Genomic DNA, 25,957 nt, shown 5'->3' on the forward strand with positions numbered 1-25,957 from the left:
CTACGCGCTGGGGGCTGCGCCCCAATGTGATTGGAAGCGTGCGGGTAGCAGTGGCGTCAGCGCGGGCCGGGAGTCGCGCAGGTATTGCAGCGTGCGGGCTGAAACCGCTTCCAGCGCACCTTGTATCTCGCGGGAGACATCGATGGTTGCCTGCGCGTAGCCGCCCAACTGGAGCAGTTTGATCCGAAGGCGGTACTGGTGGTTGACGCCGAAACTGAGGAAGTCCGTGTCGACGAGCGTGGTCAGCATTCGATGGGTCGATGAACGGCTCAACCCTGCTGCGCGGGCGATGTCGTCGAGCCGCACGGCGCCGTTGGCCACCTGGTCGAGAAGCCCCAGCCCACGTTCGAGCGTCGTGGCACCGGACGTGCTGCCACCCATACCCCCGTATCCCTGAAAGACGGACGGCATTCCAGATATCGGGGTCCTGCTCAGCCGTCGCCGGGTGACGGCGCGCTCGATACCTCCTCCAAACAGCCTTCTGCCACGGCGTGTTTGATGCTGTCGGCCAGCTTCGGGCAGGACCGGGCGCGGGCCGGCTCGCCACCGGACTCCCGGATCTCGGCGAAGTACGCACAGCGTTGCGATGCCTCGCTGTTCCACTGCACGGCCGTATGCCCCGGCCCGAGTTTCTTGACGTCGACCGCCACATGGCAGAACCGGCAGTCGACGGGCGTCAGGCCCGCGGTGAGATAGCGGTCGCGATCGCGTCGAGTCGCCTGGTGGACGGCCGCGGCGCGGTCAGGGTCGGCTGCGAAATCCGGTGCCTTGGACCAACTCCCGCCCCAAACTACGGACTCGCCACTGCCTGCCGGCTGACCCTCGTCGTCGTGGTCTCCGTGCAATTGCAACATCGATCGGACCAGCCGGTCGACGTCGGGCGTCTGGGTCATGTCGCCGGTTGCTCCTCGGCTTCCTTCGCTTCGGCCTGCTGTTTGAGGTTCTGCTCGACCTCGACATGCCACTTCTCGTTGGCGGCGGTGGTGTCGACTTCGATCTCGAAGCGGTCGGTCATATCGGGCGACACATCGGCGACGTCGACATAGAACTGCTGATACCAGCGGCGCATCTGATAGACCGCGCCGTCCTCTTCGACGAGCAACGGGTTGTCGATACGGGTCTTGTGTTTCCAGATCTCGACGTCCTGCAGGAAACCCTTGCTGACTCCTGCGGTGAACGTCGTGGCCAGTTTCTCCGTCATCGCTTCGTCGAGGCCCTTGGGTTTCTCGACGATGACGCCCCACTGCAGCACGAACGAATCCTGGGTGACCGGGTAGTGGCAGTTGATCAGGATCGACTCGGCCTGGTAGCCGCCGTAGTTGTTGTGCAGCCAGTTGATCATGAACGACGGCCCGAAGTACGACGCCTCCGAGTCGAGATGAGCCTCGCCGTACGAGGTGCCCAGATCATTGACGTCGGGCCGGCCGACGTTGTGCAGGTACTGCGACGCGATGTGGCCCTCGAACACATTCTTGAAATACGACGGCAGGCCGAAGTGGATGTAGAAGAAGTGCGCCATGTCGGTGACGTTGTCGATGATCTCCCGGCAGTTGGCGCCCTCGATCAGGATCGAGTTCCACCGCCAGTCGGTCCACTCATCGCTGGCGAACTCGGCAATGTCGGGGACCCGCACCTCGGGTGTCGGCGGATTGCCCTCGTGGTCGTGCCAGACGAACAGCAGGCCGCTGCGGACGTCAGTGGACCAGGCCCGGGTGCGGGCCAGTCGCGGTGTCCGTTTCGCATAGGGCACGAGCTTGCACTTGCCGTCGCCGCCCCAGCGCCAGTCGTGGAACGGGCAGGCCACCTCATCGCCCTTGATGGTTCCCTGCGACAGGTCACCCCCCATGTGACGGCAGTACCCGTCGAGGATCTTGAGGTCCCCGTGCGAGTCCGCGAACACCACCAATTTGGTGCCGAAGGCCTGGATGGAGTGGGGTTTGCCGTCCAGATAATCCCCGACCGGGCCCAGGCAGTGCCAGCCCCGTGCGTACCTGTCGGGCAGGGCGCCGGTGTCGATCTCGCGAATGCCTGCGGTTTCGGTGCTCACCTGTGGCCTCCCAATCTGTGCTCTCCAACTAGAACACGTTACAGTTTTTACCTCACGGCGCGCAATCTCATCAGTTTCTACCTGCGGTATATCTAGACAATGCCCCTGTACGCATTCGAGGGCCGTTCACCGACGGTCGACCCCGGCGCCTTCATCGCCCCCACCGCGACATTGATCGGCGACGTCCATGTGGAGGCCGGCGCCTCGGTGTGGTTCAACGCGGTGCTGCGGGCCGATTTCGCCCCCATCATCGTCCGCGAGGGCGCCAACGTGCAGGACTGCTGCGTACTGCATGCGCCGCCCGGAATCCCCGTCGACGTCGGCCCGGGCGCCACCATCGCGCACGGCTGCGTGATTCACGGGGTGCACATCGGCGCCGAGGCGGTGATCGCCAACCAGTGCACGGTGCTGGACGGAGCCGTCATCGGCTCGCGCAGCCTGATCGCCGCGCACTCGCTGGTGGTCGGCGGTACCAAGATCCCCGACGAAGTCATGGTGACCGGCGCCCCGGCGAAGGTCAGGGGCCCGATCGCCGGCACCGGCGCCGCGATCTGGGTGGACGGCAATCCCGCCGCGTACCAGGACCTCGCCCGCCGATACCTGTCGGGACTGACCGAGGTCTAAGGGCGCCCGCCGCCGGGAGTCACAGCCCCGCGGCCGCGTGGTGGTACACGTCGTTCCACTTCAGCTCCTTGATGAACCCGCGAACCGTGGTGTCGGCGTCGATGACCAGCAGTTCGGTGTTCGTCATCGCGGCGAAGTCCTCGATCATGTCGGTGCCCGCCGCGGTGGACAGCACCGTGTGGTGGGGTGCGCCAGCCATCAGCCAGGTCTCGGCGGCGACCGACCAGCTGGGCCTGGGCTCCCAGACGGCACATGCCACCGGTAGCCGAGGCATCGGCGCCGTCGGCTGCACCACCCGGACCTCGTTCAGCACCAGGCGGAATCGCGTGCCGATATCGCTGATGCCCAGGATCACCGCGTCGCCCGGCGTCGCGGTGAAACGCAGCCGGACCGGGTCTTCGCGGTCACCGATGGACAGCGGATGCACCTCCAGGGTCGGTGTCTCATCGGTGATGGAGGGACACACTTCGAGCATGTGGGCGCCCAGCACCCGCTCGGCTCCGGCGGTCAGGTCGTAGGTGTAGTCCTCCATGAACGAGGTGCCACCGGGCAGCCCCTCGGCCATCACCTTCACCGCCCGCAACATCACCGCGGTCTTCCAGTCACCCTCCCCGCCGAATCCGTATCCGTCGGCCATCAGCCGCTGCACGGCCAGCCCCGGCAGTTGGCGCAGCCCGCCGAGATCCTCGAAGTTCGTGGTGAATGCGTGGAAGCCGCCGGCTTCCAGAAACTTCCGCAAACCGGCTTCGATCTGCGCGCCGTGCCGAAGCGAGGTGTGACGGTCGCCGCCGGGCCGCAGTTCGGGTGCCAGGCGGTACGCGTGCTCGTATTCGCGAACGAGCTTGTCCACCTCGGTGGGGGAGACTCGCCCGACGGTGGCGACTAGGTCGTTGACTCCGTACGTGTTGACCGACGCACCGAAGTGCGCCTCGGCCTCCACCTTGTCCCCTTCGGTGACCGCGACATCGCGCATGTTGTCGCCGAAGCGCGCCACCCGCAGTGTCGCGAGTTCGGCGGTGGCCAGGGCGGCGCGGGTCCAGGCCCCGACGCGGACGCGGGTTCGTTCGTCGTCCACGTGCCCGGCGACCGTCTTGCGGGCCGTGGACAGCCGCGTCTGGATGTAGCCGAACTCGCGGTCGCCGTGCGCGGCCTGGTTGAGGTTCATGAAGTCCATGTCGATGGACTCCCAGGGCAATTCGACGCCGTACTGGGTGTGCAGGTGTAGCAGCGGCTTCTGCAGGCTGCGCAAGCCCCGGATCCACATCTTGGCCGGGGAGAACGTGTGCATCCACGCGATGACCCCGATGCAGCGGTCGTCGTCGTTGGCCGCGCGGATCACCGCGGCGATGTTGTCGGCGCTGACGACGGTGGGCACCCAGTGCACGCGCACCGGGATCTCCGAACAGCCGTCGAGGCGCTCCGCGATGTCGCGGGATTGCCGGGCGACCTGATCCAGCGTGTCCCGGCCGTACATCGACTGGCTCCCGGTGACGAACCACACCTCGCTGTCGTGGATGCGCGAATCGATCATGGGAGCGTTCACCTCTCCTGCACGCCGTGCACGTTGGCAGACGATTGGCCGTACACGTTCTGGTAGCGGTCGAAAAGAAGGGTGACGTCGCGGCCGTCGAGCCGGTCGAGCGCGCCCAGTTGGCGGCCGATGTGCACGGTCCGCGCGACGTCCTCGACCATCACCGCGGCCTTGACCGCGGCGCGCGGGTCGCGGCCGATGGTGAACGGCCCGTGGTTGCGCATCAGAACCGCCGGAGATCGGCTGGCGCGCAACGTGTCCACGATGCCGCGGCCGATCGAGTCGTCACCGATGAGTGCGAACGGCCCCACCGGGATATCGCCACCGAACTCGTCGGCGATCATCGTCAGCACACACGGTATCGGCTCACCGCGTGCCGCCCACGCCGTCGCGTAGGTGGAGTGGGTGTGCACCACACCGCCGACGGTGGGCATGTGCCGGTAGACGTAAGCGTGGGCCGCCGTGTCCGACGACGGCGCGAGCGCACCGTCGACCAGATTGCCGTGCAGGTCGCAGACCACGATGTCGTCGGCGGTCAGCGCGTCGTAATCCACCCCCGACGGCTTGATCACCAGCAGATCATGGCCGGGTACGCGCGCCGAGACGTTGCCCGCCGTCCACGTCACCAGCTGGTATTTCGTCAGCTGCGCGTGCAGGTCGCACACCTCCCGGCGCAGCGCTGCCACGGCGGTGGTGATCTCCGAGGTGACGGTCATCGGGACGCTCCAATGTTGGCGGGGGCCGAAATCGCGCGCAGGGTGCGCATCATCGCGTTACCGCGACCGAACCAGTCGTGCATCCTGACGTACTCCGCGAAGAGCCGGTCGTATCGGGCGACGTTGTCGGGGATCGGAACGTAGGCGTCGCGGGTCCGGCCGCCCATCTGCTTGGCCGCGGCGGGCACATCCTGGTAGGCGCCGGCGGCGGTGGCGGCGTGAATCGCCGCACCCAGCGCCGGCGCCTGCGCCGAATTGACCGTCGACAGCGGCATTCCCACCACATCCGCATAGATCTGCATCAGCAGCCGGTTCTTCAGCAGGCCGCCCCCGACCACGAGCTCACGCACCGGCACGCCGCTCTTCACGAAGGTCTCGACGATCATCCGGGTCCCGTAGGCGGTGGCCTCCAGCAGGGCGCGGTACATATCCACACACGTGGTGGCCAATGTCTGCCCGACGATCACGCCGGAGAGCTGGTGGTCGACCAGTACCGAGCGGTTGCCGCTGTGCCAGTCCAGGGCGACCAGGCCGTGGGCGCCGACCGGCTGCCCGGTGGCCAGGTCGGTGAGCAGATCGTGCACCGACACCCCGCGCTGCCGGGCCTGCTGCTGAAAGGACTCGGGAACGCAGTTGTCGACGAACCACGAGAAGATGTCACCGACCCCTGATTGCCCCGCCTCGTAGCCCCAGTAGCCCGCCACGATGCCACCGTCGACGACGCCGCACATACCCGGAACCGCTTCCAGCACATCCGAATTCATTACGTGGCAGGTCGACGTGCCCATGATGGCCAGCAGCTGGCCCGGCTCGGTGGAGTCCGCCGCCGCCGCGGTGACGTGTGCGTCGACGTTGCCGACGGCCACGGGTACCCCGGCGGGCAGACCTGTCCACTGCGCGGCCTCGGCGGTCAGACTGCCCGCGGCATGCCCCAGCGCACCGACGGGGTGGGCCAACTTGGTCTCGACGAAGTCGGCGAATCCGGGCGCAACGGCGGCGAGGAAGCCCGCCGACGGGTACCGGCCGTCCTGAAGGATGCCCTTGTAACCCGCGCTGCACGCGTTGCGCACGTATGTCCCGCACAGTTGCCAGACGATCCAGTCGGCGGCCTCGACCCAGCGGTCGATCGCGCGGTACACCTGCGGATCCTCTTCCAGAATCTGCAGGGCCTTGGCGAACTCCCACTCGCTGGAGATCGATCCGCCGTAGCGCTTGAGCCACTGTTCGTTTCGGTCCCTGGCCACCGCGTTGATCCGGTCGGCCTGCGGTTGCGCGGAATGGTGTCGCCACAGCTTGGCGTAGGCGTGCGGCCGCTCGGCGAACTGCGGCAGCTCGCACAGCGGCGTGCCGTCGGCCCGCACCGGGACCATGGTGCAAGCGGTGAAATCGGTGCCGATGCCGATGACGTCCCTGGGGTCGACACCCGCGCGGGCGATCGCGTCGGGCACCGCGGTCCGCAACACGTTCCGGTAGTCCTCGGGCACCTGCAGCGCCCATTCGGCGGGCAGTTGTGCGGCGCCCACGGGCAGCGATCTGGTCATCACGGCGTGCTCGTAGACGTGGTCGGCGGTGGCCAGTTCCTCACCGTCATCGACCCGGACCACCACCGCGCGGCCGGACAGTGTGCCGAAATCGACTCCTACAGTAAACTTCTCACGGTACATGCCTGTCCTCATGGTTTGGGGGCGGGTGATCGGGTGCTGTCGCGTACGATGAGTTCCGGGGCGAGCAACGGGGTGGCCGATTCGACGCCGGCCTGGCCGGTCGTGAGCAGTTCGATCGCCCGCTGCCCCACGGCGTGGAAGTCCTGCCGGACCGTGCTCAGCGCGGGGTTGACATACGCCGCCTCGGGTACGTCGTCGAAGCCGATCAGGCTGACATCACCGGGCACGTCGATGCCCGCCTGCGCGAAGGCGTGCAGTACGCCGATCGCCATCTGGTCGTTGGCCACGAATACCGCCGAGAAATCCGAGAACTGACGGTGCCTGGCCAGTTCCCGGCCGGCCAGATAGCCGCGAGCCGGGCTCCAGTCACCTTCGAGGTCCGCGCGCACCGGCAGGCCCGCCTCGCGCATGGTCTCCACGTATCCGGCGCGGCGGGCACGGGCTTCGGTCCAGCTCAGCGGACCGCTGATGTGGACAATGTCGCGGTGGCCGAGGTCGACGAGATGCTGGGTCGCCAACCGCGCGCCCGCGGTCTGGTCCACCCCGACGCTCATGCCCCGCCCGGACAGTTCACCCTCGACCACGATCAGCGGCGTTGCGGTGGCCTCGGAGCGCACCACCGCGAGTGCGTCCTGTTGTGTCACGATCATCACGATCGCTTCCACCGACTGACGGTTCAGATGCTCCAGCGCGCCGCGCAGTTCGTCATGGGTGACCGCGGACAGCGTCACCAGGCTGGTGAAGTAACCGGCGGTCCGGGCGGCTTCCTGAATCGAGTACTGGATACTGGCCGGTCCGTACAGCGCGGTGTTGCTGGCGATGATCCCGATGATCTTGGACTTGCGGGTGACCAGTGCGCGCGCGGCGGTGTTGGGGTGATACCCCAGATCGGCAATCGCCCGCTCCACCCGCGCCCGCGTGCTGGGTCGAATGCTGTTGGAGCCGTTGATGACCCGGGAGACGGTCTGGTGCGAGACGCCGGCCAGGCGTGCCACATCGGCCATCACCGGCCGTCGCGGGATCGGGTCTGTCCTCATCTGCTGTCCCTGACCAGGACGCGCTGCACCAGGACGAATCCGAGGAGCAGGATGCCGGTCATGATCCTGGTCCAATAGGAGTCGAGATTCTCAGCGGTGACCAGGACCTGAATGGTGCCGAGCACCAGAACGCCGATCAGCGAACCGAGCACGAATCCGACGCCGCCGGACAGCAGGACGCCACCGATCACCACGGCGGCGATCGCGTCGAGTTCCAGGCCCACCCCGTTGAGGCTGTAGCCGGACAGCTTCTGGACGCCGAGCAGGATGCCGGCCAGCGCGGCGCAGAACCCGCTGATGACATACACCGACACCCGGGAGCGGGCGGTTTGCAGACCCATCAGCTGCGCGGACTGGCGGCTGCCGCCGATCGCGTAAACCGTTCTGCCGAAGCGGGTCTGGTGCAGCACATAGGCCGCCACCACGACCGAGGTCAGCGCGATGACCACCGTCCATCGAATGAACTTGTCGTCGTACAGATAGAGGTAGTCCAGACCGAGCGCACGCAGCAGCGGGTCCTTGATCGCCACCGTGTCGACGCTGATGACGTAGCACAGCCCGCGGGCCAGGAACATGCCGGCGAGCGTCACGATGAACGGCTGGACGTCGAAGGCCTCGATGATGGTCCCCATCAGCAGCCCCAACAGCGGACCGACGAGGAGCACGGCCACGATCGCGACGGGTGTCGGCCAGCCCCACTGCAGGGATTTCGCCAGGATGACCGTCGACAGCGCCACCACCGACCCGACACTGAGATCGATTCCGCCGGTGAGGATCACGAACGTCATCCCGACGGCCAGGACGATGAGGTAGGCGTTGTCGACGAGCAGGTTGAGGAAAACCTGGGCGGGGCTGGCGAAGTCGTAGCGCACGACGACGATCGTGAACAGCGCGATGAAGAGCACCAGGGATGCGATGGGTGACAGGTAACGGCCCCTGGCCCGTCCCGTGACGGTGGACAGCGTGATATCCGGGCGGCGCAGAACGGGGACACTCATGCGGCACCCACCTTGTCGGGATTCGGTGTCGAGGACGCGGAAGCCGGGGCCGACATGGCTGCGGCACCCAACCCCGTCGCCGAGCCGGCGCGTCGCCGGGCCAGCAGATGACGAAACTTCGGCGCCTGCATCAGGCAGACGGCGATCACGACCAACGCCTTGAAGACCAGCGTCGTCTCGGGGGTGATCCCAGCGGTGTAGACGGTGGTGGTCAGCGTCTGAATGATCAGCGCACCCAACATGGTCCCGGTCAGGCTGAAGCGACCGCCCAGCAGCGAGGTGCCGCCGATGACCACCGCGAGAATCGCGTCCATCTCGATCCACAGTCCGGCGTTGTTCGCATCGGCGGCGGAGATGTTGGAGGCGATCATCAGCCCGGCGATGCCCGCGCACAACGCACAGAAGACGTACACCGCGAAGACGATGGTGCGATATCGCACCCCGGCGAGCCGGCTGGCGTCAGGGTTGACCCCGATCGATTCGAGCAGCATGCCCAATGCGCTGCGCCGGGTGACCAGCCCGACCACGGCGAACACCGCGAGGCTCACCAGGATCGCCACCGGCAGACCGAGGGCGTACCCCGCGCCCAGAACCTTGAACGGCTCACCTTCGACAGTGACGATCTGGCCGCCGGTGATGAGCAGAGCGATGCCGCGACCGGCGGTCATCAGCACCAGGGTGGCAATGATCGGTTGAATCCCGAACACAGACACCAACATGCCGTTCCACAACCCCAGAACGGCCGCGGCGCCGAGCGCAATCGCCATCGCTGCCGCGATGGTCGTCACGCTCGTCGGGTCGGCCGCCGACGCGACATGCGCGCACGCGAGCGCGCCGGCGATGGCCACCACCGCGCCGACCGAGAGATCGATACCGCGGGAGGCGATGACCAGTGTCATACCGAACGCGACAAGCATCGTCGGTGCGCCGTTGCGCAGTATGTCGATGAGGCTGCCGTAGAGATGACCGTCTTCGATCCGGACGGTAAGAAAAGACGGGGTGATAACGACGTTGACCGCCAGCAACGCCACCAGCGCCAGTGCGGGCCACAGCAGCGGTGAGGCGGTCAGGCGGCGGATCATGCGACGTCTCCGCCTGCGATCAGGGCGGTCAACTCAGAAACAGTGGTACGACCGTCGATTTGAGCGATATTGTGCCCGTCGCGCATCACGGCGACGCGGTCGCTGATCCGGACGACCTCGTCGAGCTCGGCCGAGATGAACAGCACGGCCATCCCGTCCGTCGCCTGATCGGCCACGAATTTCTGGATCTGCACCTTCGCGCCGACGTCGATACCGCGGGTCGGTTCGTCGAGGATGAGCAGCCTCGGCCCGGTGATCAGCCAGCGCGCCAGCAGTACCTTCTGCTGGTTGCCTCCGCTGAGATTCTTGATCAGCACGTCCGGATCCCGTGGGCGGATATCGAGGGCTTCCATATAACGCTGGACCAGTTGATTTTTGGTCTTCATCGGAAGTGGCCGGGCGAAACCGCGCCGGGCCTGCAGCGCCAGCACCAGGTTGTCGCGGACCGTCAGATCGCCGACGATGCCCTCGCCTTTGCGGTCCTCAGAAGTGAATGCGAGGCGTCTGGCGATCGCCGCCCGCGGTGAGCGCAGTCGGGTCGGCTTCCCGTCGATCGCAATCTGGCCGCCGGTGGCACGATCTGCGCCGAACAGCAAGCGCGCCAGTTCCGTCCGGCCGGAGCCGAGTAGACCAGCCAGCCCGACCACCTCGCCACGATGGATGTCGATGCTGAGCGGATGGACACGGGGTCTGCGCCCGATGTCGACCGCACGCAGCATCGGCGCCACGCTGTCGTCGCGGCTGACGCCGGCGGCCGGGTGGCCGATGTCCTCGAGGACGTCGAGCTGGCGGCCCAGCATTGCGGCGATGAGCTGGTGACGGCTCAGGTCGGCGGTGCGGAACTCGCCGACCAGGCGGCCGTTGCGCAACACCGTCATCCGGTCGGAGATCTCGTACACCTGGTCGAGGAAATGCGAAACGAACAGCACTGCCGTGCCGGCGTCCCGCAGTCGGCGGACCACCCGGAACAGTTCGGCGACCTCACCGGAGTCCAAACTCGATGTCGGCTCGTCGAGAATGAGAACCCGGGCCGATACCGCCGTGGCCCGGGCGATGGCGACGAGCTGCTGGATGGCGATGGGATGACTGCCCAGGGTCGACCGCGGGTCGACGGAGAGCTCGAGGTGCGAGAGCAGCTCGCGGGACTTGCGGTTCATGGCGCGGTGATCGATGCGGCCGTATCGGTGTGGCTCACGACCCAGCATGATGTTTTCCGCCACGCTGAGGTTGGGGCACAGGTTGACTTCCTGATACACCGTGCTGATGCCTGCGTCCTGCGCCTGCCGGGGACCGGAGAAACGAACCGCCTGACCGCCCACCGAAATGTGCCCACTGTCAACGCCGTACACGCCGGTGAGTGCCTTGATCAGCGTCGACTTGCCGGCCCCGTTCTCGCCCATCAGCGCATGCACCTCTCCGGGCAGCAGCCGCATCGTCACGCCGTCGAGGGCCTTGACGCCGCGGAACGAGACGCTGACGCCACTCATTTCCACCACGGGGCGCATGTCGACCACCGGCGCGGGCGGCGCCTCGTTGGGTGTCGCACACATGCGCTCAGTACTTGCGATCCGGAAGGACAGTGGCGGCCTGCTGCTGGGTGAACGTCTGGTCGGGCGTCACGACCCGCGGCGGCACCGATTCACCGGCGGCCACCTTCTTGGCGAGATCCATCAGTTGCGGCCCGAGCAGGGGATTGCATTCAACGAGGTAGTTGAACTTGCCGTCGGCCAGGGCCTGCATGCCGTCATGGGTGGCGTCGACGGCGACGATCTTGATGTCCTGTCCCGGCTTCAGACCGGCAGCTTCGATGGCCTCGAGCGCGCCGAGGCCCATATCGTCGTTCTGTGCGAAGACCAGGTCGATCTTCGGGTTCGCCTTGAGGAACGCCTCCATCACCTGCTTGCCGCCCGACCGGGTGAAATCGCCTGTCTGCGAAGCGATTACCTTTAGGTTCGGGTTGGCCGCGATGGACTCCGAGAAGCCCTTACTCCGGTCGATGGCGGGATCGGCGCCGGTGGTTCCCTCCAGTTCGACGATATTGACCGGCGCCTGCGCCGCGGCGTACTGGGAGACCACCCAGTCCCCGGCCCGGTGGCCCTCTTCGACGAAGTCGGCGCCGACGAAAGTCTTGTAGACATCGGTTTCCTGGGTGTCGACGGCCCGGTCGGTGAGGATCACCGGGATACCGGCGTTCTTCGCCTCGAGTAGCACCGCATCCCAGCCGGTGCGGACCACAGGGCTGAACCCGATGACGTCCACGTGCTGCTGGATGAACGACCGGATTGCCGAGATCTGGTTCTCCTGCTTGCCATTGGCGTCGGAGAACTTCAGGTCGATGCCGGCCGGGGCGGCCGCGTCCTGAATGGATTTGGTGTTGGCGGTGCGCCATCCGCTCTCGGCGCCCACCTGGGAGAAGCCCAACGTGAGCCGGCCGTCATCCGCGCCGCCGCTACCGGGCGCATGCCCACTGCCGCACGCGACCGCCGCGCACGCCGTCACCGCTGCGAGCGCGGCTGTGATTGTTCGTCTCATCACGACTCCTTGGTCTGTGGACTGGCTGCGGTCGTTTGCCGAAAGGCCGGGGTGGTGAAGCAGACCCCGACCGCGGATGTGACCCGCGTAACAGTGCAGGATGTTAGCGCTAACATTTTCCGCCTGTCAACGGTCTGTTCCACGAAGGCACGATTCACCTGTCACTGGCCCGCCGATCTCGATATGGGCGGGAATTACCAGTTCAACCACGATTACGGAATAGACTGTTGACAACCCAGTGAAGTGGCTCACATACTGACACGCGGAATGTTAACGCTCACATTTCGGTCGGGATGCCAAGGCCTGCGGCACGACCTGCAGGCTTTCTGGATCGTTGCTGCCGCGGGTGGATACCGCGCGCGCGGCCCACTCAGGAGGATTTCGTGCGGAAGATAACCTGGCTCGCAGCGGCGCTGGCGATGCTCATCACTGTCATGCTCTCGGGATGCGGGCGAGCGGCCGATACCGGCACCGCCGGGGGAGGCGGGGGAGACGGGGCCAAGGGCACCGTCGGTATCGCGATGCCGACAAAGTCGTCGGAGCGCTGGGTCGCGGACGGCAAGAACATGGTCGATCAGTTCAAGGCGCTCGGCTACAGCACGGATCTGCAGTACGGCGACGACGTGGTCCAGAACCAGGTATCGCAGGTCGAGAACATGATCACCAAGGGCGTCAAGCTGCTGGTCATCGCGCCGATCGACGGCTCGTCGCTGACCAACACGCTGCAGCACGCGGCCGATATGAAGATCCCGGTGATCAGCTACGACAGGCTGATCAAGGGCACCCCGAACGTCAACTACTACGCGACGTTCGACAACTTCAAAGTCGGTGTGCTGCAAGGCACTTACATCGTCGACCAGCTCGGACTGGCTCAGGGTAAGGGCCCGTTCAACATCGAGTTGTTCGCCGGTTCGCCCGACGACAACAACTCGACCTACTTCTTCGACGGTGCCATGAGCGTGCTGCAGCCCTACATCGACAAGGGAGCGCTCGTCGTGCGCAGTGGGCAGACGTCCTTCGACCAGGTCGGCACCCTGCGCTGGGACGGCGGGCTGGCCCAGTCCCGGATGGACAACCTGCTGAGTCAGGCCTATACGACGGCGCGCGTGGACGCGGTGCTCTCGCCCTACGACGGTATCTCCCGCGGCGTCATCTCGGCGCTGAAGAGTTCCGGTTACGGCAACGCCGCCAAACCGCTGCCCGTGGTGACCGGTCAGGATGCCGAGCTGGCGTCGGTGAAATCCATCGTGGCCGGCGAACAGACCCAGACGGTCTTCAAGGACACCAGGGAATTGGCTAAAGCCGCTGTGCAAGAGGGTGATGCGGTGCTCACCGGTGGTGCGCCGCAGGTCAACGACACGAAGACGTACAACAACGGGGTCAAGGTGGTGCCGTCGTACCTGCTGCAGCCGATCAGTGTCGACAAGTCGAACTATCAGAAGGTGCTGATCGACTCCGGCTACTACAGCCAGAGCGACGTGCAGTGACGACTCTGCTCGAGATGCGCGGCATCACCAAGGAGTTCCCCGGCGTGACGGCGCTCTCCGAGGTGGACCTGACGGTGCGCGCCGGCGCGATCCACGCGATCTGCGGGGAGAACGGGGCGGGGAAGTCGACACTGATGAAGGTGCTGTCCGGGGTTCACCCACACGGCAGCTATGCGGGTGAGATCCTGTTCGACGGGAAGCCGTGTGAGTTCAAGGACATTCGCTCCAGCGAGCGATGTGGTATCGCGATCATCCACCAGGAGCTCGCGCTGGTGCCCTACCTGTCGATCGCCGAGAACGTCTTTCTGGGAAACGAAGTCAACAGATACGGCGTGATCGGCTGGGACCGGACCCTGACCGAGGCGCAGGCCCTGCTCGAACGGGTGGGGCTTGCCGAGAGCCCGCAGACCCGGGTCGCCGACATCGGCGTGGGCAAACAGCAGCTGGTGGAGATCGCCAAGGCGCTGTCGAAAAAGGTGCGGCTCCTCATCCTCGACGAACCGACCGCGGCGCTCAACGATTCGGACAGCCGCCACCTGCTGGACCTGATCGTGGAGCTACGTACGTACGGCATCACGTCGATCATCATCTCGCACAAGCTCAATGAGGTGATGCAGGTGGCGGATACCATCACCATCATCCGCGACGGGCGCACCATCGAGACCATCGGCGTCGATGAGGAGCTCACCGAGGATCGCATCGTGCGCGGCATGGTCGGCCGCGACCTCACCCACAGGTTTCCGCCGCGGTTGGAACGCGAGGTCGGGGACATCGCCTTCGCGGTGTCCAACTGGACCGTCCTGCATCCCATCGATCAGCACCGGAAAGTGGTCGACGACGTGTCGCTCAACGTGCGCGCGGGTGAGATAGTCGGCATCGCAGGTCTGATGGGCGCTGGCCGCACCGAACTTGCGATGAGCGTCTTCGGTCGCGCCTACGGAAAGTACGTCAGTGGCAAGGTCTTCAAGGGTGACCGGGAGATCAGAACCAGGACAGCAGCCGAGGCGATCCGAAACGGCATCGCCTACGCGACCGAGGACCGTAAACACCTGGGCCTGAACCTGATGGACACCATCGCCGAGAGCATCACACTGGCCTCACTGCGCAAGGTCAGCCGGCGATGGGTCATCAACCACCACGAGGAGGCCGGCGTAGGGGAGCGGTTCCGCACCTCGATGAAGATCAAGGCCTCCTCGGTATCGGCCGTCACCGGCAAGCTCTCCGGCGGCAATCAGCAGAAAGTCGTGCTGAGCAAGTGGCTGTTCACCGACCCCGACATCCTCATCCTGGACGAGCCGACGCGCGGCATCGACGTCGGCGCCAAGTACGAGATCTACACGCTCATCAACGAACTCGCCGCACGCGGGAAGGCCGTGATCGTCATCTCGTCCGAGCTGCCCGAACTGCTCGGCCTCTGTGACCGTATCTACACCCTGAGCCAGGGTCGCCTCACCGGCGAGGTGCCGAGGGCCGACGCCTCTCAGGAGACGCTGATGAAGTACATGATGAAAGGGCGGACATAGGTGACCACAACCGTCGAACAGCCGTCCGGAAATCCACAGGCACCGCAGCGCCCAGGCGGTGCGGCGCCGACACCGCCCGGTTTACGGGAACGCGTTTCGGCGTTCCTGATGTCCCACGTGCGCCAGTCCGGGATGGCGGTCGCCCTGGTGGCCATCGTCGCCCTGTTTCAGATCTGGACAAGTGGCATCCTGCTGAAGCCGCTGAATGTCACCAACATCATTCAGCAGAACGGCTACATCCTGGTGCTGGCGATCGGGATGGTCATCGTGATCATCAACGGGCACATCGATCTGTCCGTCGGCTCGATCGCCGGATTCATCGGTGCCATGTCCGCCGTCCTGATGGTGCGTAATGACATGCCGTGGCCGGTGGCCGTGGCGCTGTGCGTGGGCATGGGCGCGATCATCGGTGCGTGGCAGGGCTTCTGGATCGCCTACGTCGGCATCCCTTCGTTCATCGTCACGCTCGGCGGCATGCTGGTGTTCCGCGGCGCCACGCAGTACCTGTTGGAAGGTCAGTCGATTGCGCCCATGCCGCACGGGCTGGAACAGGTCAGCAGCGGCTTTCTGCCCGAGATCGGGGTCAACGCGGTCTACCACTGGCCGACGGTCATCCTCGGCGTGGTGATGATGGTGGCCTCGGTGGCGGTGCAGATACGTCGGCGGCGCTCCCAGATCCGCTACGGCCAAGAGGTTTCGGCGATCGCGCTGTTCGTTGCGAAATGCGCGGGGATCGTGGTCGCACTCGCGGTCGTCACGCTGTTGCTGGCCAGTTACCGTGGGGTGCCGATCGTGGGCATCATCCTGGTCGTGCTGACGCTGGTGTACGCCTTCGTCATGCGCAACACCGTCCTCGGGCGGCAGATCTACGCGGTCGGCGGAAACAAGGCCGCGGCAGCACTTTCCGGAATCCGTAACGAACGGACCACCCTGCTCGTGTTCGTCAACATGGGGATGCTGGCCGCGGTCGCGGGCCTGTTGTTCGCGGCGAGGCTGAACTCGGCGACCCCGCAGGCGGGCATCAACTTCGAACTCGAGGCCATTGCGGCGGCCTTCATCGGCGGTGCGTCCTCCAGCGGCGGAGTCGGCACCGTCTTCGGTGCGATCGTGGGGGGGCTGGTGCTCGGCGTGCTGAACAACGGCATGTCGATCCTCGGTATCGGCAGCGACGTACAGCAGATGATCAAGGGGCTGGTGCTGCTCGCCGCGGTCGGATTCGACGTGTACAACAAGCGCAAGGGCGGACGCTGAACCGCGGCCGCGGCCCGATCTCATCGACGTGTTGTGCTCTGCCTGATCATCAGTTGGGCAGGCACCAGGATCGGTTCGCCGACCGGAGGCGGGTTGTCGGGCTGATCGATTCTCGCCGTCAGCAACTCGACACTCGTCTGGCCGACCGTCGCGAAGTCCTGCCGGACGGTGGTCAGCGGCGGCGAGTAGTACGCCGACTCGGGCACGTCGTCGAAGCCGGCCACCAGGACATCCTCGGGTACCGGGCGACCGGCTTCGGCGAATGCCCGCAAGACACCGAGTGCCATCTGGTCGTTGGCGACGAAGACGGCCTCCACGTCGGTCCGGGCGGCCAGTTCGATGCCGGTCCGATAACCGGAGGCGGGCGACCAGTTGCCCTGCAGCGGTTCGGATATCGACCGGCCGGCCCTGATCAACTCGTCCCGCCAGCCGGCCAGCCGGGCCTCCGTCTCGGTCCAGCCCTCCGCCCCCGCGACGTGCCACACCGTCGAAGCGCCCTGATCCAGGAGGTGGCGGGTGGCTTGGCGCGCCCCGTCGAACTGGTCCACGCTCACCATCGGCAGGCCGAGACCACCGATGGCATCAACCGCCACGATCGGGGTGGCGCTGCGCGACAGGACCAGGGCCTGCCGGGTTTCGGCGAGCGGGGCGATGACCACGACGCCCTCCACCGACTGTTCGGCCAGGCGGCTCAACGCCCTGGGCAGGGTCGTGCTGTCGACCGTGGAATCACTGGCGACGCTGACGTAGTAACCGGCGGCGCGTGCGGCGTGCTCGATCGCGTAGAGAATGCTCGCCGGCCCGTAGAGCGTGGTGTCGAAACACACCACGCCAAGGGTCTTCGACCGGTGCGTCGCGAGGGCGCGCGCGGCGAGATTACGGCGATAACCGAGTTCCTCGATGGCAGTGTTCACCCGGTGGCGGGTGGACTCCCGCACCGCCCCCGGATCGTTGAGCACCCGCGAGACGGTCTGATGCGATACCCCGGCCCACTTGGCGACGTCGAACATGTTGACGGGACGGCGTTGATCGGGCGTCGGCCGGTCCGGAGTCTGTGCCATCTCCGCGACCTCCTCCCGAGCCGTCAGGGGCCTGTCAATAGCCAGTCGGTGGTCGTCGCATCGTAATCCCGTCGACCGTGTTTCCAGGAGATCCATGTTGAACGCATCCCGCACCTCACCCGTCGCCCGCCTGCACGGCGTGCGCGACGTCCGGCCGGGGACGGACGCCGTCCCGTCCCCGGCCGCCGGCCAGGAGCTGGTGCGTGTCGACGCGGTCGGGCTGTGCGGCTCGGACCTGCACTGGTTCACCGAGGCCGGCATCGGTGACGCCCGGCTGGTCCAACCGTTGATACCCGGGCACGAATTCGCCGGGGTGATCGAGGGCGGCCCGCGCGACGGGATGCCGGTGGCGGTGGACCCTGCGCTGCCCTGCCGGCGGTGCGAGGTCTGTGTGGGCGGTGATCACAATCTGTGCCCGGACATCGTCTTCGCCGGCCACGGCGGCGTCGACGGCGGGTTGCGGCGGTACATCGCGTGGCCGTCGTCGGCGCTGCACCCGTTGCCCGAATCGCTGTCCGCCGCCGACGGCGCCATGCTCGAGCCGCTCGGAGTCGCCCTGCACGCGCTGGATCTGGGACATCTGCGGATCGGGTCGACCGTCGCCGTGATCGGTGCCGGGCCCATCGGCCTGCTTCTGGTGCAGGCCGCCCGGCGGTCCGGCGCCGGCCGGGTGGTGGTCGTCGAACCATTGGCGCACCGCCGCGACGCCGCGCTCCGTTTCGGGGCCGATGTCGCGCTCGGGTCGACGGAGGCCGGTGATGACATGCTGCTGACGGAGGCGTTATCGGGCGCGGGCGCTCGCCTCGGCGCCGACGTGGTGTTCGAGATGGCCGGTTCCGACAGGGCCGTCGAGGCCGCCGTGCGTGCCGCGCGGCCCGGTGCGCGGGTGGTGCTCGGCGGAATCCCGGATGGCGACCGGACCAGTTTTCAAGCGTCGACGGCTCGGCGCAAGGGGCTCACGCTGGTGCTGGTGCGGCGTATGAATGATGCGTATCCGCGGGCGATTCGGCTGGTCGGCGAGGGCCTCATCGACGTCTCCTCGATTGTCACCCATCGCTACCGTCTCGACAGCGTCGAAGAGGCCTTCGCCGTCGCCGCCGACCGGCGGGGCCTGAAGGTGATCGTCGAACCGGGGGAGCTAGTGGTCGCCGAGCCACGGCTGCGGCGGTGATGGACATATTCGCCTGCCCGAAGCCATCGCGTAATGCTTGACGTCAGATGGCCTTGATCACGCCGTAGTAGGCGACGACGTCGTCTGTGTCGGTCGTCGCACTGGTAAGCGTTGCGTACGACCGCAGGAACGACTGACCGATGCACCCGTCGTCCTTGATGCGGACGTCCTTGAGAGTGACGCGCGCGGGCGCGGCCTTGAAGGACTTCTTGTCGACGACGACGGTGGAGACCGTGCCGGGCCTCGGGGAAATCGCGATGGTGCCGGAGACCGGGAAGTTGACGCCGGTGGGTACCACACCGGTCGCCGACCCGAAGGTGAGCCCTGCACCCGCCTGGCCCAAGAGTTCGACCCAGGCAAGGTCGATGCCGCAGCCGATCTGGTAGCCCGCCTCGAGCGTGCCGCCGTGGAGGCTCGTCTTGCCGACGCCCGTGACCGTACCGGTGAACGTGCCTCCGACGAGATACTCGCGCGATGACGTCGCGGTCGTCAGCGGCGCGACCGGCAGCTGAGTCTCATTTGTCGCTGCGACGTTCAGCACCCAACCGTCCGGACTCGTCACCACGCCGGGTGGATTGGACGCCACCACGCCGTTGTCCGGCTCCGGTTCCGGATTCGCGGCGGGCGACGGGTCAGCCGACGCGATGGGCGCCGTCGCAAGCGGCAGCAGTGTGCAGGCGGCCAGTGCGGCAAAGCGATTCAGCATAGTTCTCCTTCGTTGGAGGTGGGCCGGGGACTCAACGGCCTTGGTGATACCGAGGTAGGTGATGACGTCATCGGTGTTGTCGATCGAGCTCGTCAGCGTCGCGTGGGAGCGGGCGGCCAACTCGGGTTACCGGCGCTCGACGGTGGGATTGCCTTGCCCTGCAGACGCATCGTCGGCTCGAACAGCTGATTTATTGAGAGCCGGTGCCTGTCAACATGATCGATAGCGGACACCTGCGGCGCCGTCGCCGGGAAGGTAACCGGCGGCTCAACCCCGAGGGCCCCTCGGCGGCCGCCTTCCATATTGAGCGCTCATACCGGATTGATCTCTTCGAGGCTGCGCCGGCTGGTGCGGGGACCGATCCAGCCCACGACGCCGATGGTGACGGCCAGCGCCGCCAGGACGACGGTGAACATGGCCGCAGCGCCGTAGTTGTCGAGTACCGGGATCAAGATGAAGGGCAGCACGCCGCTGGACAGCCGCGAAAGAGAGTACGTCCAGCCGACGGCGGTAGCGCGCACATCGGTGGGAAAGATTTCGGCTTGATACACGTGGTAGACGTTGGAGAAGGCGTTGCTGGCCGCGGTGGTGAGGAATCCGAAGACCACGATCAGCGCAGCGTTGTGGATCACCGCAAAGAGCAGACCGAACACCGCCATGGCAGCAACCGTCGCCATGATCAGGTACTTGCGCTCGAACCATTTCAGCAGCGGGACAGCCACGAGCGAGCCGATCGGGTAGCCGAGGTAGGACAGCGACGTGAACAGGAGCGAGGCGGTGACATCGTATCCGCGGCTGACGAGGACCAGGGCGGCCAGGGTGCCAAAGCCGTAATAGCCGAATGCCTGGAAGGTGTGAAACACCGCCAACATGCCCAAACGCTCTCGATACGGCGAAACCGACAGGCGCCGAGCCGGATTCGTTGGAATGCCGGCGCGTGACTCGGTAACGGTGGTGGGGTGCGGTGCGGCGTCCGCAGTGTCCGATGTTCCGGCGTCACCGAGCGGCGTCGGACCGGCGCCGTCTTGGAACTTGCGCATCGCCGCCTCGGCGTCGGCCGTGCGGCCGACACCGGCCAGCCAGCGCGGTGATTCGGGCAGGCCGCGCCGCAACAACAGCACCGCAAACGCGCCAACCGCACCGACTACCAGCAACAACCGCCAGCCCGAGATCCCGGCGAGGCTGCGCCCGCTCAGGGCGAGGGAGAGGAAGCCCAGCACTGGCACGGCGGTGAACGAGCAAGTGTAGGCCCAGGCTGCCAGCCGGCCGCGATGTGACTTCGGCAGGACATCGGATAGGTAGGCGTCGGCGACGGGGTATTCGGCACCGACCCCGATACCGGCTAGAAATCGGGTCGCCACCAAGAACCATGGGTTGGGAGCGAAAGCCCCGACCAGGGTCCACAGCGAAAACCAGGCCAGATTGAAAAGGAACGCACGCCGGCGGCCAACCCGATCGGCCAACCGTCCCAGCGCCGCGGCACCGAGGAACATTCCCAAAAACGACGCCGCCAGCAGCAGTTTGAGCGTCATCCCGTCCAGGTGGTACTGGGTCTTGAGCGTGGTGCTGATGGTGGCCGACAGGAAGATCTCGTACATCTCGAAGAACAGTCCCAGACCGACCGCCACGACGACCTTGCGGTGAATGCGGCCGATCGGCAGCGCGTCCAGGCGATGCCCGATCTCAGCCACCGTCATCGGATTGTCATCCGCCACCATCGTCATCGCGTGCTGTCCTTCCGGTGTTAGCGCCATCTCTGCGCTACCTACTTTGTGGGCCATGCCTCACCATGTGAGCGAACCATACGCGTCGCAAGGCTCGCTTAGCAATCGCCGGCCGCCCGGACATAGAACTCGAGAACTTGCATTCGGATACGAACCGCGGGCCTCATGCTTGCGCGTCTGTCGCAGCGGGTGGGCCAGACCACGCCACTGCGTGACGAGGCTCAAACGGCGTTCAATGACGTTGCCGCCTTCGTGCCCGGCCATATCGACCAGTGAGCATCCGAAAGCAGCTGAAAAGCGACGTACCCCAAGCCTCAGGCGCCACACCCGGGACACTGGTCAGGCATGCCCAAGATCTTGCGCGCGGCGGCGGTGGCCCGGTCGAGGTCCCAGAACGCGCGGAGCGACAGATCTCGCCTTCGGCGACGACCTCGTACCGCCGGCCCTGATCACGATGGTGTGGACGTGGCTTCCTCGTTGCCGCACTGAGAGCTCTCGAAGTTGAATTCGAGTTCGCTGCGGGTGATGGCCATGTCGTAGAAGCGAGATATCGCTTCCTTGCCCCGATGGCCGTTGCCTTCCGGGTGGAAGTGCGACGGCCTCATCGGGTCCTCGACTTCACTCCTGCCAGCCGGAGTGGATATAGGTGTCGGCGAAGCGCTTCATCGCATCCTTCTTCTGCTCCAGCGGCGGGTCGAAGCCCAATCCCTCGAACATCCACGGGATGGTGATGTAGTCGGTGACACCGGACTCGGCGAGTTCACGGTGGCCGTCGACGCCGAACTTGTCGATGCACACCACCTGGTATTCGAACGGATCATCGGCCCGGCCGGCTTCCGACAGCAGCGATTTGAGCGCACCGATCGTCTCCGCGATCTGCTCGCCCTTCATCATCGCGCTGGTCCAGCCGTCACCGATCCGTACGGCCCGGCGCAGCGCCACATCAGTGTGACCGCCGACGTAGAACGGCACCGGCTTCGACGGCCCGGGACTCATCTGCAGCTTGTCGAAATCGTAGAACTCACCATGAAATTCGACCATGCCACCGCCCAGGAGGAGCTTGATCACGTCGATCATCTCGTCGACGCGCTTGCCCCGCTCGGGATACGGCACGCCGCACCACTCGAATTCCTCGGGCGCCCAACCGATCCCGACACCGAACCCAAACCGGTTGTTGGTCAGGTTGGCGACCGACCCCACCTGGCGGGCCAGCAGCAGCGGGTTGCGGGAGCCGAGCTTCATCACGTTGGTGTAGAACCGCAGCGTCGACGTCACCGCGCCCATGGCGCCCGCGGCGATCAGCGGGTCCACCCACTCGGTGTCGGCGTTCCACATCCGTGAACCGTCAGGGGTGTAGGGATAGTCCGTCGACTGCTTCTCCATGTAGAAGATCGAGTCCGGCAGTGCGATCGAGTCGAACCCGAGTTCCTCGGCGGTGCTGGCGATCTCAACGAGATCGTTGATTGCGCTCATCGCCACGCTGCACGTGTACTGCATCCTGCTCATGGCCTGTCCACCGGCTTGGCTACGGGCCTTTCTACGGGCTTTTCGCTGCCGACAACCCACATCGAGTAGTACTGCGAGCCGCCGCCGTATGCGTGGCCCAGCGCCTTCCTGGCGCCGTCGACCTGGTGGTCGCCGGCCTTGCCCATCACCTGGATCGCCGATTCGGCAAACCGGATCATGCCCGACGCGCCGATGGGATTGCTCGACAGCACTCCGCCGGACGGGTTGAAGGGAATACGACCGCCGATCGCCGTTTCGCCGGTCTCGGTGAGCTTCCAGCCCTCACCCTCCGCGGCGAAGCCCAGGTTCTCCAGCCACATCGGCTCGAACCACGAGAACGGGACGTAGACCTCGGCGACGTCTATCTCGTCGATCGGGCTGGTGATCCCGGCGTCATGCCACAGCGCCTTGGCGGCATCGCGGCCGGCCTGCGGGTTGACCTGGTCGCGCCCGGAGTACGCGAGCGGTTCGGTGCGCAGCGCGGTGGCGTGGACCCACGCGACGGCGTGGCCTTCCTGAACGCGCCGATCCGCAATTTCCTCGTTGCCGATGACGAGCGCACAGGCGCCGTCCGATGACGGGCAGGTCTCGTCGAAGCGGATGGGATCCCAGAGCATCTGAGACTCCATCACCTTCTCCAGCGTGATGTCGGGCTGGTGCAGATGGGCCAGCGGATTCTTCGCGCCGTTGAGCCGGTCCTTGACCGCGACCATCGCACCGATGTGCGTCGGAGCCCCCGAGCGCCGGATGTAGGACCGCACATGCGGGGCGAAATATCCGCCGGCGCCGGCGCCGACCGGTTTGGTGAACGGCACCGGAATCGACAGTGCCCACATGGCATTGGACTCGGACTGCTTCTCCCACGCCATCGTCAGCACGCGCTTGTACTTGCCGGACTGCACGAGGCTGGCCGCCACGATGGCGGTCGAGCCGCCGACCGACCCGGCGGTGTGCACCCGGATCAACGGCTTACCGGTGGCGCCGACGGCGTCGGCCATGAACAACTCGGGCATCATGACGCCCTCGAAGAAGTCGGGCGCCTTGCCGACCACGACAGCGTCGATGTCGTCGAACGTCGAACCCGAGTCCTCGAGCGCCTTGTCGATGGCCTCGCGGACAAGGCCGTTCATCGAGACGTCCTTGCGCTTGGCCACGTACTTGGTCTGCCCGGTGCCCAGCACCGCGGCCAGCTTGCCTGCCATGACCTAGTTCCCTTCCATGACCGCGACTAGATTCTGTTGCAGCGCAGCACCACTCGTGGCATGCGCCAGCACCCGCTGCGCCGAACCGTCGAAGATGTGCCGGGCCGCGAAGCCGATGCGCTCCAGGCCGGTCGAGAACATCGGGTTGGCGGCCAGCGCGCCGCCGGACGGGTTGATCTTGGTCGACGAACCCAGCCCGATGGCCTGCGTGAGGATCAGCTGCTGATGGGTGAACGGGGCAGAGAGCTCGGCCACGTCGATCGAGCCGGCATCACCACCGGTGGCCGCCGCCGCCGACGCCGCGGTCGACGGCGAGGCGGTGAGGTCGCGGGCGCCGAGCACCGGCGTCTCGATGCGGTGCTCCATTCCGCTGATCCAGGCCGGGTGCTCGCGGAGTTCGCGCGCCTTGTCGCCGGACGCCAGCACGATCGCCGACGCGCCGTCGGTGATCGGTGCAATGTCGTGTCGGCGCAGCGGATCGGCGAAGTACGGCCGGGCCAGCAGTTCGTCGATCGAGCTCGCCGGCTCGACGGAGTCGGTGCGGGGTGCCGCGCTCATCGAGTCCAATGCGACCTGGGCCATCTGCTCGGCGGTCCACTTTCCCGAGTCCAGTCCCAGCCGGGCCTGCAGTCCTGCTGTCGACACAGCGTCGGGCATCAGCGGAGCGACCGTGTACGGGTCGGTTTGCAGCGCGAGCACGCGGCGCAGGACGCCTGCCGACGACTTGCCGAAGCCGTACACCAGCGCGGTGTCGACCGCGCCGGTCAAGATCTTGATGTAGGCCTCGTAGAGCGCCCACGCCGCATCCATCTCCACGTGCGACTCGTTGATCGGCGGCACCGCCCCGATCGCGTCGATCGCCGACAGGAACGAGAAGGCCCGCCCGGCAAGGTAATCCGAGGAGCCCGAGCACCAGAACCCGATGTCGGTCTGCTTGATGCCCAGGTCGGCGTACAACTCGGCGAAGCACGGCATCAGCATTTCGACGCCGTTGGTGGTGCCTTCGGTGCGGCGCACATGCGGTGCATGCGCGAAGCCCACGACGGCAACGTCATGAGAAGTCATTGGGGAGCCCTTACTGGTGGTGCTTGTAGGTGTCGTAGTCGGCGTCGGGCTCACCCGTCGGCCGGAAGTAGTCGATGTTGTCGATGCCGAGCCCCCACTCTTCGCGGGGCTTCCACAACGCCTCGACCCGCATGCCCATCCGGACATCGGCCGCGTCGATCTCGGTGACCAGGTGCAGGAACGGGATGTCCGCGCCGTCGAGCAGAATGTAAGCCACCACGTACGGCGGCTTGATGCGTTGGCCGGCGAACGGGATGTTGATGATCGCGAAGGTCGTCACCGTGCCCTTGTCGGGCAGTTCGACGAACTCGTCGAGCTGCTGGCCGGTGGCCGGATCCGCCTCGCGCGCAGGAAAGTACACCTTCCCGCCATGCCCGGTCCTGGCTCCGAGCAGCTTTCCCTCCTCCAGTGCCCGCAGGAACGCGCTCTCGGGAAGCGAAGCGGTGTGCTGAATTTCGATCGAGGTCGGGACGACGAGCATCGTCACCGCGTCGCGGTCGTCGTGATCCGTGTCGGCCGCGGGTTCCTCGTCATCGCCGAGTGCGAAGTAGGCGATATCGGTGATCGCGCCGACGGGTTCGTCGACCCAGTGCGCGTGGACCCGGGCACCGGTGCTGACCTCGCCCTGCTGCGCGGCGACCGCGTGCAGCAGGGGGGTGTCGGCACCGTCGAGTTTGATCAGCGCCCACGCGAACGGCCGGTCCAGCGGCTGGCCCTCCAGCGGTGTCGACTGCCACGTCCACGACACCACTGTTCCGGCTCCGGCCACCGGTACGATCTCGGTTAGTCGTTCATAGGTGACCGGGTCGAACTCGGCCGGCGGCACGTGCACCCGCCCGTCCGAGCCCCGCACGCCGACGATGCGACGCGCGCGCAGGGCGGTGAAGAATTGGCTGAGGAGTGGTCCGACTGAACGGGTGTAGTCGAATGAGAGCCTCAGCGGCGCTGAAAGTGGCGGCTCATGATGATCGATCTGCACCGGGCTGCCTTGGCTGGTCGTCACGGCATCGAGTAGAACAGGTTCTAAGAA

At 66.3% G+C, this 25,957-nt stretch carries 24 protein-coding genes and 1 pseudogene; 5 read left to right on the forward strand and 20 right to left on the reverse strand.

Going from position 1 to position 25,957, the window contains the following annotated elements:
* From ACVWWN_RS09250 to ACVWWN_RS09260, 3 genes are read right to left on the reverse strand one after another with little or no spacing between them, the layout of a single operon-like run.
* A complete protein-coding gene (locus tag ACVWWN_RS09250; protein WP_457143630.1) occupies positions 1 to 381 on the reverse strand; it encodes a helix-turn-helix domain-containing protein in 381 nt (126 codons plus the stop codon).
* Positions 382 to 431: 50 nt separating this feature from the next.
* Positions 432 to 893, reverse strand: a complete 462-nt coding sequence (locus ACVWWN_RS09255) for a hypothetical protein (protein ID WP_457143631.1) — start codon at positions 891 to 893, stop codon at positions 432 to 434.
* Positions 890 to 2,047 (reverse strand): Rieske 2Fe-2S domain-containing protein, encoded by a 1,158-nt coding sequence (locus ACVWWN_RS09260; protein WP_457143632.1) that lies wholly within the window; start codon positions 2,045 to 2,047, stop codon positions 890 to 892. Before ACVWWN_RS09260 ends, ACVWWN_RS09255 begins: the two co-directional genes overlap by 4 nt.
* A gap of 99 nt (positions 2,048 to 2,146) precedes the next feature.
* Here ACVWWN_RS09260 and ACVWWN_RS09265 point away from each other — a divergent pair, with 99 nt between their 5' ends.
* The gene (locus ACVWWN_RS09265; protein ID WP_457143633.1) at positions 2,147 to 2,671 is read left to right on the forward strand and encodes a gamma carbonic anhydrase family protein; all 525 of its coding nucleotides are present in this window, start codon (positions 2,147 to 2,149) and stop codon (positions 2,669 to 2,671) included.
* 19 nt (positions 2,672 to 2,690) lie between these two features.
* On the opposite strand, the gene araA is transcribed toward ACVWWN_RS09265, so the two are convergent.
* From araA to ACVWWN_RS09305, 8 genes are read right to left on the reverse strand one after another with little or no spacing between them, the layout of a single operon-like run.
* Entirely contained in the window at positions 2,691 to 4,202 is a 1,512-nt protein-coding gene (gene araA / locus ACVWWN_RS09270; protein WP_457143634.1) for an L-arabinose isomerase, read from the reverse strand.
* 8 nt (positions 4,203 to 4,210) lie between these two features.
* Positions 4,211 to 4,918, reverse strand: a complete 708-nt coding sequence (locus tag ACVWWN_RS09275) for an L-ribulose-5-phosphate 4-epimerase (protein WP_457143635.1) — start codon at positions 4,916 to 4,918, stop codon at positions 4,211 to 4,213.
* Positions 4,915 to 6,582, reverse strand: coding sequence for a ribulokinase (gene araB, locus ACVWWN_RS09280; RefSeq protein WP_457143636.1), 1,668 nt, complete (start codon positions 6,580 to 6,582; stop codon positions 4,915 to 4,917). Before araB ends, ACVWWN_RS09275 begins: the two co-directional genes overlap by 4 nt.
* Before the next feature lie 8 nt (positions 6,583 to 6,590).
* A complete protein-coding gene (locus ACVWWN_RS09285) occupies positions 6,591 to 7,619 on the reverse strand; it encodes a LacI family DNA-binding transcriptional regulator (RefSeq protein WP_457143637.1) in 1,029 nt (342 codons plus the stop codon).
* The gene (locus ACVWWN_RS09290) at positions 7,616 to 8,617 is read right to left on the reverse strand and encodes an ABC transporter permease subunit (protein ID WP_457143638.1); all 1,002 of its coding nucleotides are present in this window, start codon (positions 8,615 to 8,617) and stop codon (positions 7,616 to 7,618) included. Before ACVWWN_RS09290 ends, ACVWWN_RS09285 begins: the two co-directional genes overlap by 4 nt.
* The gene (locus ACVWWN_RS09295; RefSeq protein WP_457143639.1) at positions 8,614 to 9,699 is read right to left on the reverse strand and encodes an ABC transporter permease; all 1,086 of its coding nucleotides are present in this window, start codon (positions 9,697 to 9,699) and stop codon (positions 8,614 to 8,616) included. Before ACVWWN_RS09295 ends, ACVWWN_RS09290 begins: the two co-directional genes overlap by 4 nt.
* Positions 9,696 to 11,204: a sugar ABC transporter ATP-binding protein gene (locus tag ACVWWN_RS09300; protein ID WP_457149063.1), complete on the reverse strand. Its 1,509-nt coding sequence runs from the start codon at positions 11,202 to 11,204 to the stop codon at positions 9,696 to 9,698. Before ACVWWN_RS09300 ends, ACVWWN_RS09295 begins: the two co-directional genes overlap by 4 nt.
* Before the next feature lie 49 nt (positions 11,205 to 11,253).
* Positions 11,254 to 12,231 carry an ABC transporter substrate-binding protein gene (locus tag ACVWWN_RS09305; protein WP_457143640.1) on the reverse strand — a complete coding sequence of 326 codons (978 nt, stop codon included), beginning with the start codon at positions 12,229 to 12,231 and terminating at the stop codon, positions 11,254 to 11,256.
* 383 nt (positions 12,232 to 12,614) lie between these two features.
* On the opposite strand from ACVWWN_RS09305, the gene chvE reads away from it, so the two are divergent.
* From chvE to mmsB, 3 genes are read left to right on the forward strand one after another with little or no spacing between them, the layout of a single operon-like run.
* Positions 12,615 to 13,718 carry a multiple monosaccharide ABC transporter substrate-binding protein gene (chvE, locus tag ACVWWN_RS09310; RefSeq protein ID WP_457143641.1) on the forward strand — a complete coding sequence of 368 codons (1,104 nt, stop codon included), beginning with the start codon at positions 12,615 to 12,617 and terminating at the stop codon, positions 13,716 to 13,718.
* 14 nt (positions 13,719 to 13,732) lie between these two features.
* Positions 13,733 to 15,241: a multiple monosaccharide ABC transporter ATP-binding protein gene (gene mmsA, locus ACVWWN_RS09315; RefSeq protein ID WP_457149064.1), complete on the forward strand. Its 1,509-nt coding sequence runs from the start codon at positions 13,733 to 13,735 to the stop codon at positions 15,239 to 15,241.
* A complete protein-coding gene (gene mmsB / locus ACVWWN_RS09320; protein WP_457143642.1) occupies positions 15,242 to 16,492 on the forward strand; it encodes a multiple monosaccharide ABC transporter permease in 1,251 nt (416 codons plus the stop codon).
* Between the two features lie 20 nt (positions 16,493 to 16,512).
* Here the strand turns inward: mmsB and ACVWWN_RS09325 are convergent, their stop codons facing one another.
* Positions 16,513 to 17,553: a LacI family DNA-binding transcriptional regulator gene (locus tag ACVWWN_RS09325; RefSeq protein ID WP_457143643.1), complete on the reverse strand. Its 1,041-nt coding sequence runs from the start codon at positions 17,551 to 17,553 to the stop codon at positions 16,513 to 16,515.
* 94 nt (positions 17,554 to 17,647) lie between these two features.
* On the opposite strand from ACVWWN_RS09325, the gene ACVWWN_RS09330 reads away from it, so the two are divergent.
* Positions 17,648 to 18,724, forward strand: a complete 1,077-nt coding sequence (locus tag ACVWWN_RS09330; RefSeq protein ID WP_457143644.1) for a zinc-binding dehydrogenase — start codon at positions 17,648 to 17,650, stop codon at positions 18,722 to 18,724.
* A 43-nt stretch (positions 18,725 to 18,767) separates the two neighbouring features.
* Here the strand turns inward: ACVWWN_RS09330 and ACVWWN_RS09335 are convergent, their stop codons facing one another.
* From ACVWWN_RS09335 to ACVWWN_RS09370, 8 genes and pseudogenes are all read right to left on the reverse strand, one after another.
* A complete protein-coding gene (locus ACVWWN_RS09335) occupies positions 18,768 to 19,430 on the reverse strand; it encodes an MspA family porin (protein WP_457149065.1) in 663 nt (220 codons plus the stop codon).
* A 33-nt stretch (positions 19,431 to 19,463) separates the two neighbouring features.
* A pseudogene (locus ACVWWN_RS09340) lies at positions 19,464 to 19,541 on the reverse strand (MspA family porin); the annotation flags it as partial.
* A 200-nt stretch (positions 19,542 to 19,741) separates the two neighbouring features.
* Positions 19,742 to 21,154, reverse strand: a complete 1,413-nt coding sequence (locus ACVWWN_RS09345) for an MFS transporter (RefSeq protein ID WP_457143645.1) — start codon at positions 21,152 to 21,154, stop codon at positions 19,742 to 19,744.
* A 449-nt stretch (positions 21,155 to 21,603) separates the two neighbouring features.
* The gene (locus ACVWWN_RS09350; RefSeq protein ID WP_457143646.1) at positions 21,604 to 21,759 is read right to left on the reverse strand and encodes a hypothetical protein; all 156 of its coding nucleotides are present in this window, start codon (positions 21,757 to 21,759) and stop codon (positions 21,604 to 21,606) included.
* Between the two features lie 13 nt (positions 21,760 to 21,772).
* Positions 21,773 to 22,651 carry a TIGR03619 family F420-dependent LLM class oxidoreductase gene (locus ACVWWN_RS09355; protein WP_457149066.1) on the reverse strand — a complete coding sequence of 293 codons (879 nt, stop codon included), beginning with the start codon at positions 22,649 to 22,651 and terminating at the stop codon, positions 21,773 to 21,775.
* A 5-nt stretch (positions 22,652 to 22,656) separates the two neighbouring features.
* Positions 22,657 to 23,862, reverse strand: a complete 1,206-nt coding sequence (locus ACVWWN_RS09360) for a thiolase domain-containing protein (RefSeq protein WP_457143647.1) — start codon at positions 23,860 to 23,862, stop codon at positions 22,657 to 22,659.
* Positions 23,863 to 23,865: 3 nt separating this feature from the next.
* On the reverse strand, positions 23,866 to 24,927 hold the full coding sequence (locus tag ACVWWN_RS09365) for a thiolase domain-containing protein (RefSeq protein ID WP_457143648.1): 1,062 nt from the start codon (positions 24,925 to 24,927) through the stop codon (positions 23,866 to 23,868).
* Between the two features lie 10 nt (positions 24,928 to 24,937).
* Positions 24,938 to 25,930: a Zn-ribbon domain-containing OB-fold protein gene (locus ACVWWN_RS09370; protein ID WP_457143649.1), complete on the reverse strand. Its 993-nt coding sequence runs from the start codon at positions 25,928 to 25,930 to the stop codon at positions 24,938 to 24,940.
* Between the last annotated feature and the right edge of the window lie 27 nt (positions 25,931 to 25,957).

The sequence above is a fragment of the Mycobacterium sp. URHB0021 genome, from assembly GCF_054057895.1.

Bases quoted from the DNA above. Each gene is read 5' to 3' on its own strand.
- ACVWWN_RS09330 (WP_457143644.1), top strand. From the start codon at position 17,648: ATGTTGAACGCATCCCGCACCTCACCCGTCGCCCGCCTGCACGGCGTG.
- ACVWWN_RS09325 (WP_457143643.1), bottom strand. From the start codon at position 17,553: ATGGCACAGACTCCGGACCGGCCGACGCCCGATCAACGCCGTCCCGTC.
- ACVWWN_RS09285 (WP_457143637.1), bottom strand. From the start codon at position 7,619: ATGAGGACAGACCCGATCCCGCGACGGCCGGTGATGGCCGATGTGGCA.
- ACVWWN_RS09355 (WP_457149066.1), bottom strand. From the start codon at position 22,651: ATGCAGTACACGTGCAGCGTGGCGATGAGCGCAATCAACGATCTCGTT.
- ACVWWN_RS09365 (WP_457143648.1), bottom strand. From the start codon at position 24,927: ATGACTTCTCATGACGTTGCCGTCGTGGGCTTCGCGCATGCACCGCAT.
- ACVWWN_RS09290 (WP_457143638.1), bottom strand. From the start codon at position 8,617: ATGAGTGTCCCCGTTCTGCGCCGCCCGGATATCACGCTGTCCACCGTC.
- ACVWWN_RS09335 (WP_457149065.1), bottom strand. From the start codon at position 19,430: ATGCTGAATCGCTTTGCCGCACTGGCCGCCTGCACACTGCTGCCGCTT.
- mmsA (WP_457149064.1), top strand. From the start codon at position 13,733: ATGCGCGGCATCACCAAGGAGTTCCCCGGCGTGACGGCGCTCTCCGAG.
- ACVWWN_RS09275 (WP_457143635.1), bottom strand. From the start codon at position 4,918: ATGACCGTCACCTCGGAGATCACCACCGCCGTGGCAGCGCTGCGCCGG.
- ACVWWN_RS09255 (WP_457143631.1), bottom strand. From the start codon at position 893: ATGACCCAGACGCCCGACGTCGACCGGCTGGTCCGATCGATGTTGCAA.
- araA (WP_457143634.1), bottom strand. From the start codon at position 4,202: ATGATCGATTCGCGCATCCACGACAGCGAGGTGTGGTTCGTCACCGGG.
- ACVWWN_RS09360 (WP_457143647.1), bottom strand. From the start codon at position 23,862: ATGGCAGGCAAGCTGGCCGCGGTGCTGGGCACCGGGCAGACCAAGTAC.
- ACVWWN_RS09345 (WP_457143645.1), bottom strand. From the start codon at position 21,154: ATGACGATGGTGGCGGATGACAATCCGATGACGGTGGCTGAGATCGGG.
- ACVWWN_RS09305 (WP_457143640.1), bottom strand. From the start codon at position 12,231: ATGAGACGAACAATCACAGCCGCGCTCGCAGCGGTGACGGCGTGCGCG.
- ACVWWN_RS09250 (WP_457143630.1), bottom strand. From the start codon at position 381: ATGGGTGGCAGCACGTCCGGTGCCACGACGCTCGAACGTGGGCTGGGG.
- ACVWWN_RS09350 (WP_457143646.1), bottom strand. From the start codon at position 21,759: ATGAGGCCGTCGCACTTCCACCCGGAAGGCAACGGCCATCGGGGCAAG.
- araB (WP_457143636.1), bottom strand. From the start codon at position 6,582: ATGTACCGTGAGAAGTTTACTGTAGGAGTCGATTTCGGCACACTGTCC.
- ACVWWN_RS09265 (WP_457143633.1), top strand. From the start codon at position 2,147: ATGCCCCTGTACGCATTCGAGGGCCGTTCACCGACGGTCGACCCCGGC.
- ACVWWN_RS09295 (WP_457143639.1), bottom strand. From the start codon at position 9,699: ATGATCCGCCGCCTGACCGCCTCACCGCTGCTGTGGCCCGCACTGGCG.
- ACVWWN_RS09300 (WP_457149063.1), bottom strand. From the start codon at position 11,204: ATGCGCCCCGTGGTGGAAATGAGTGGCGTCAGCGTCTCGTTCCGCGGC.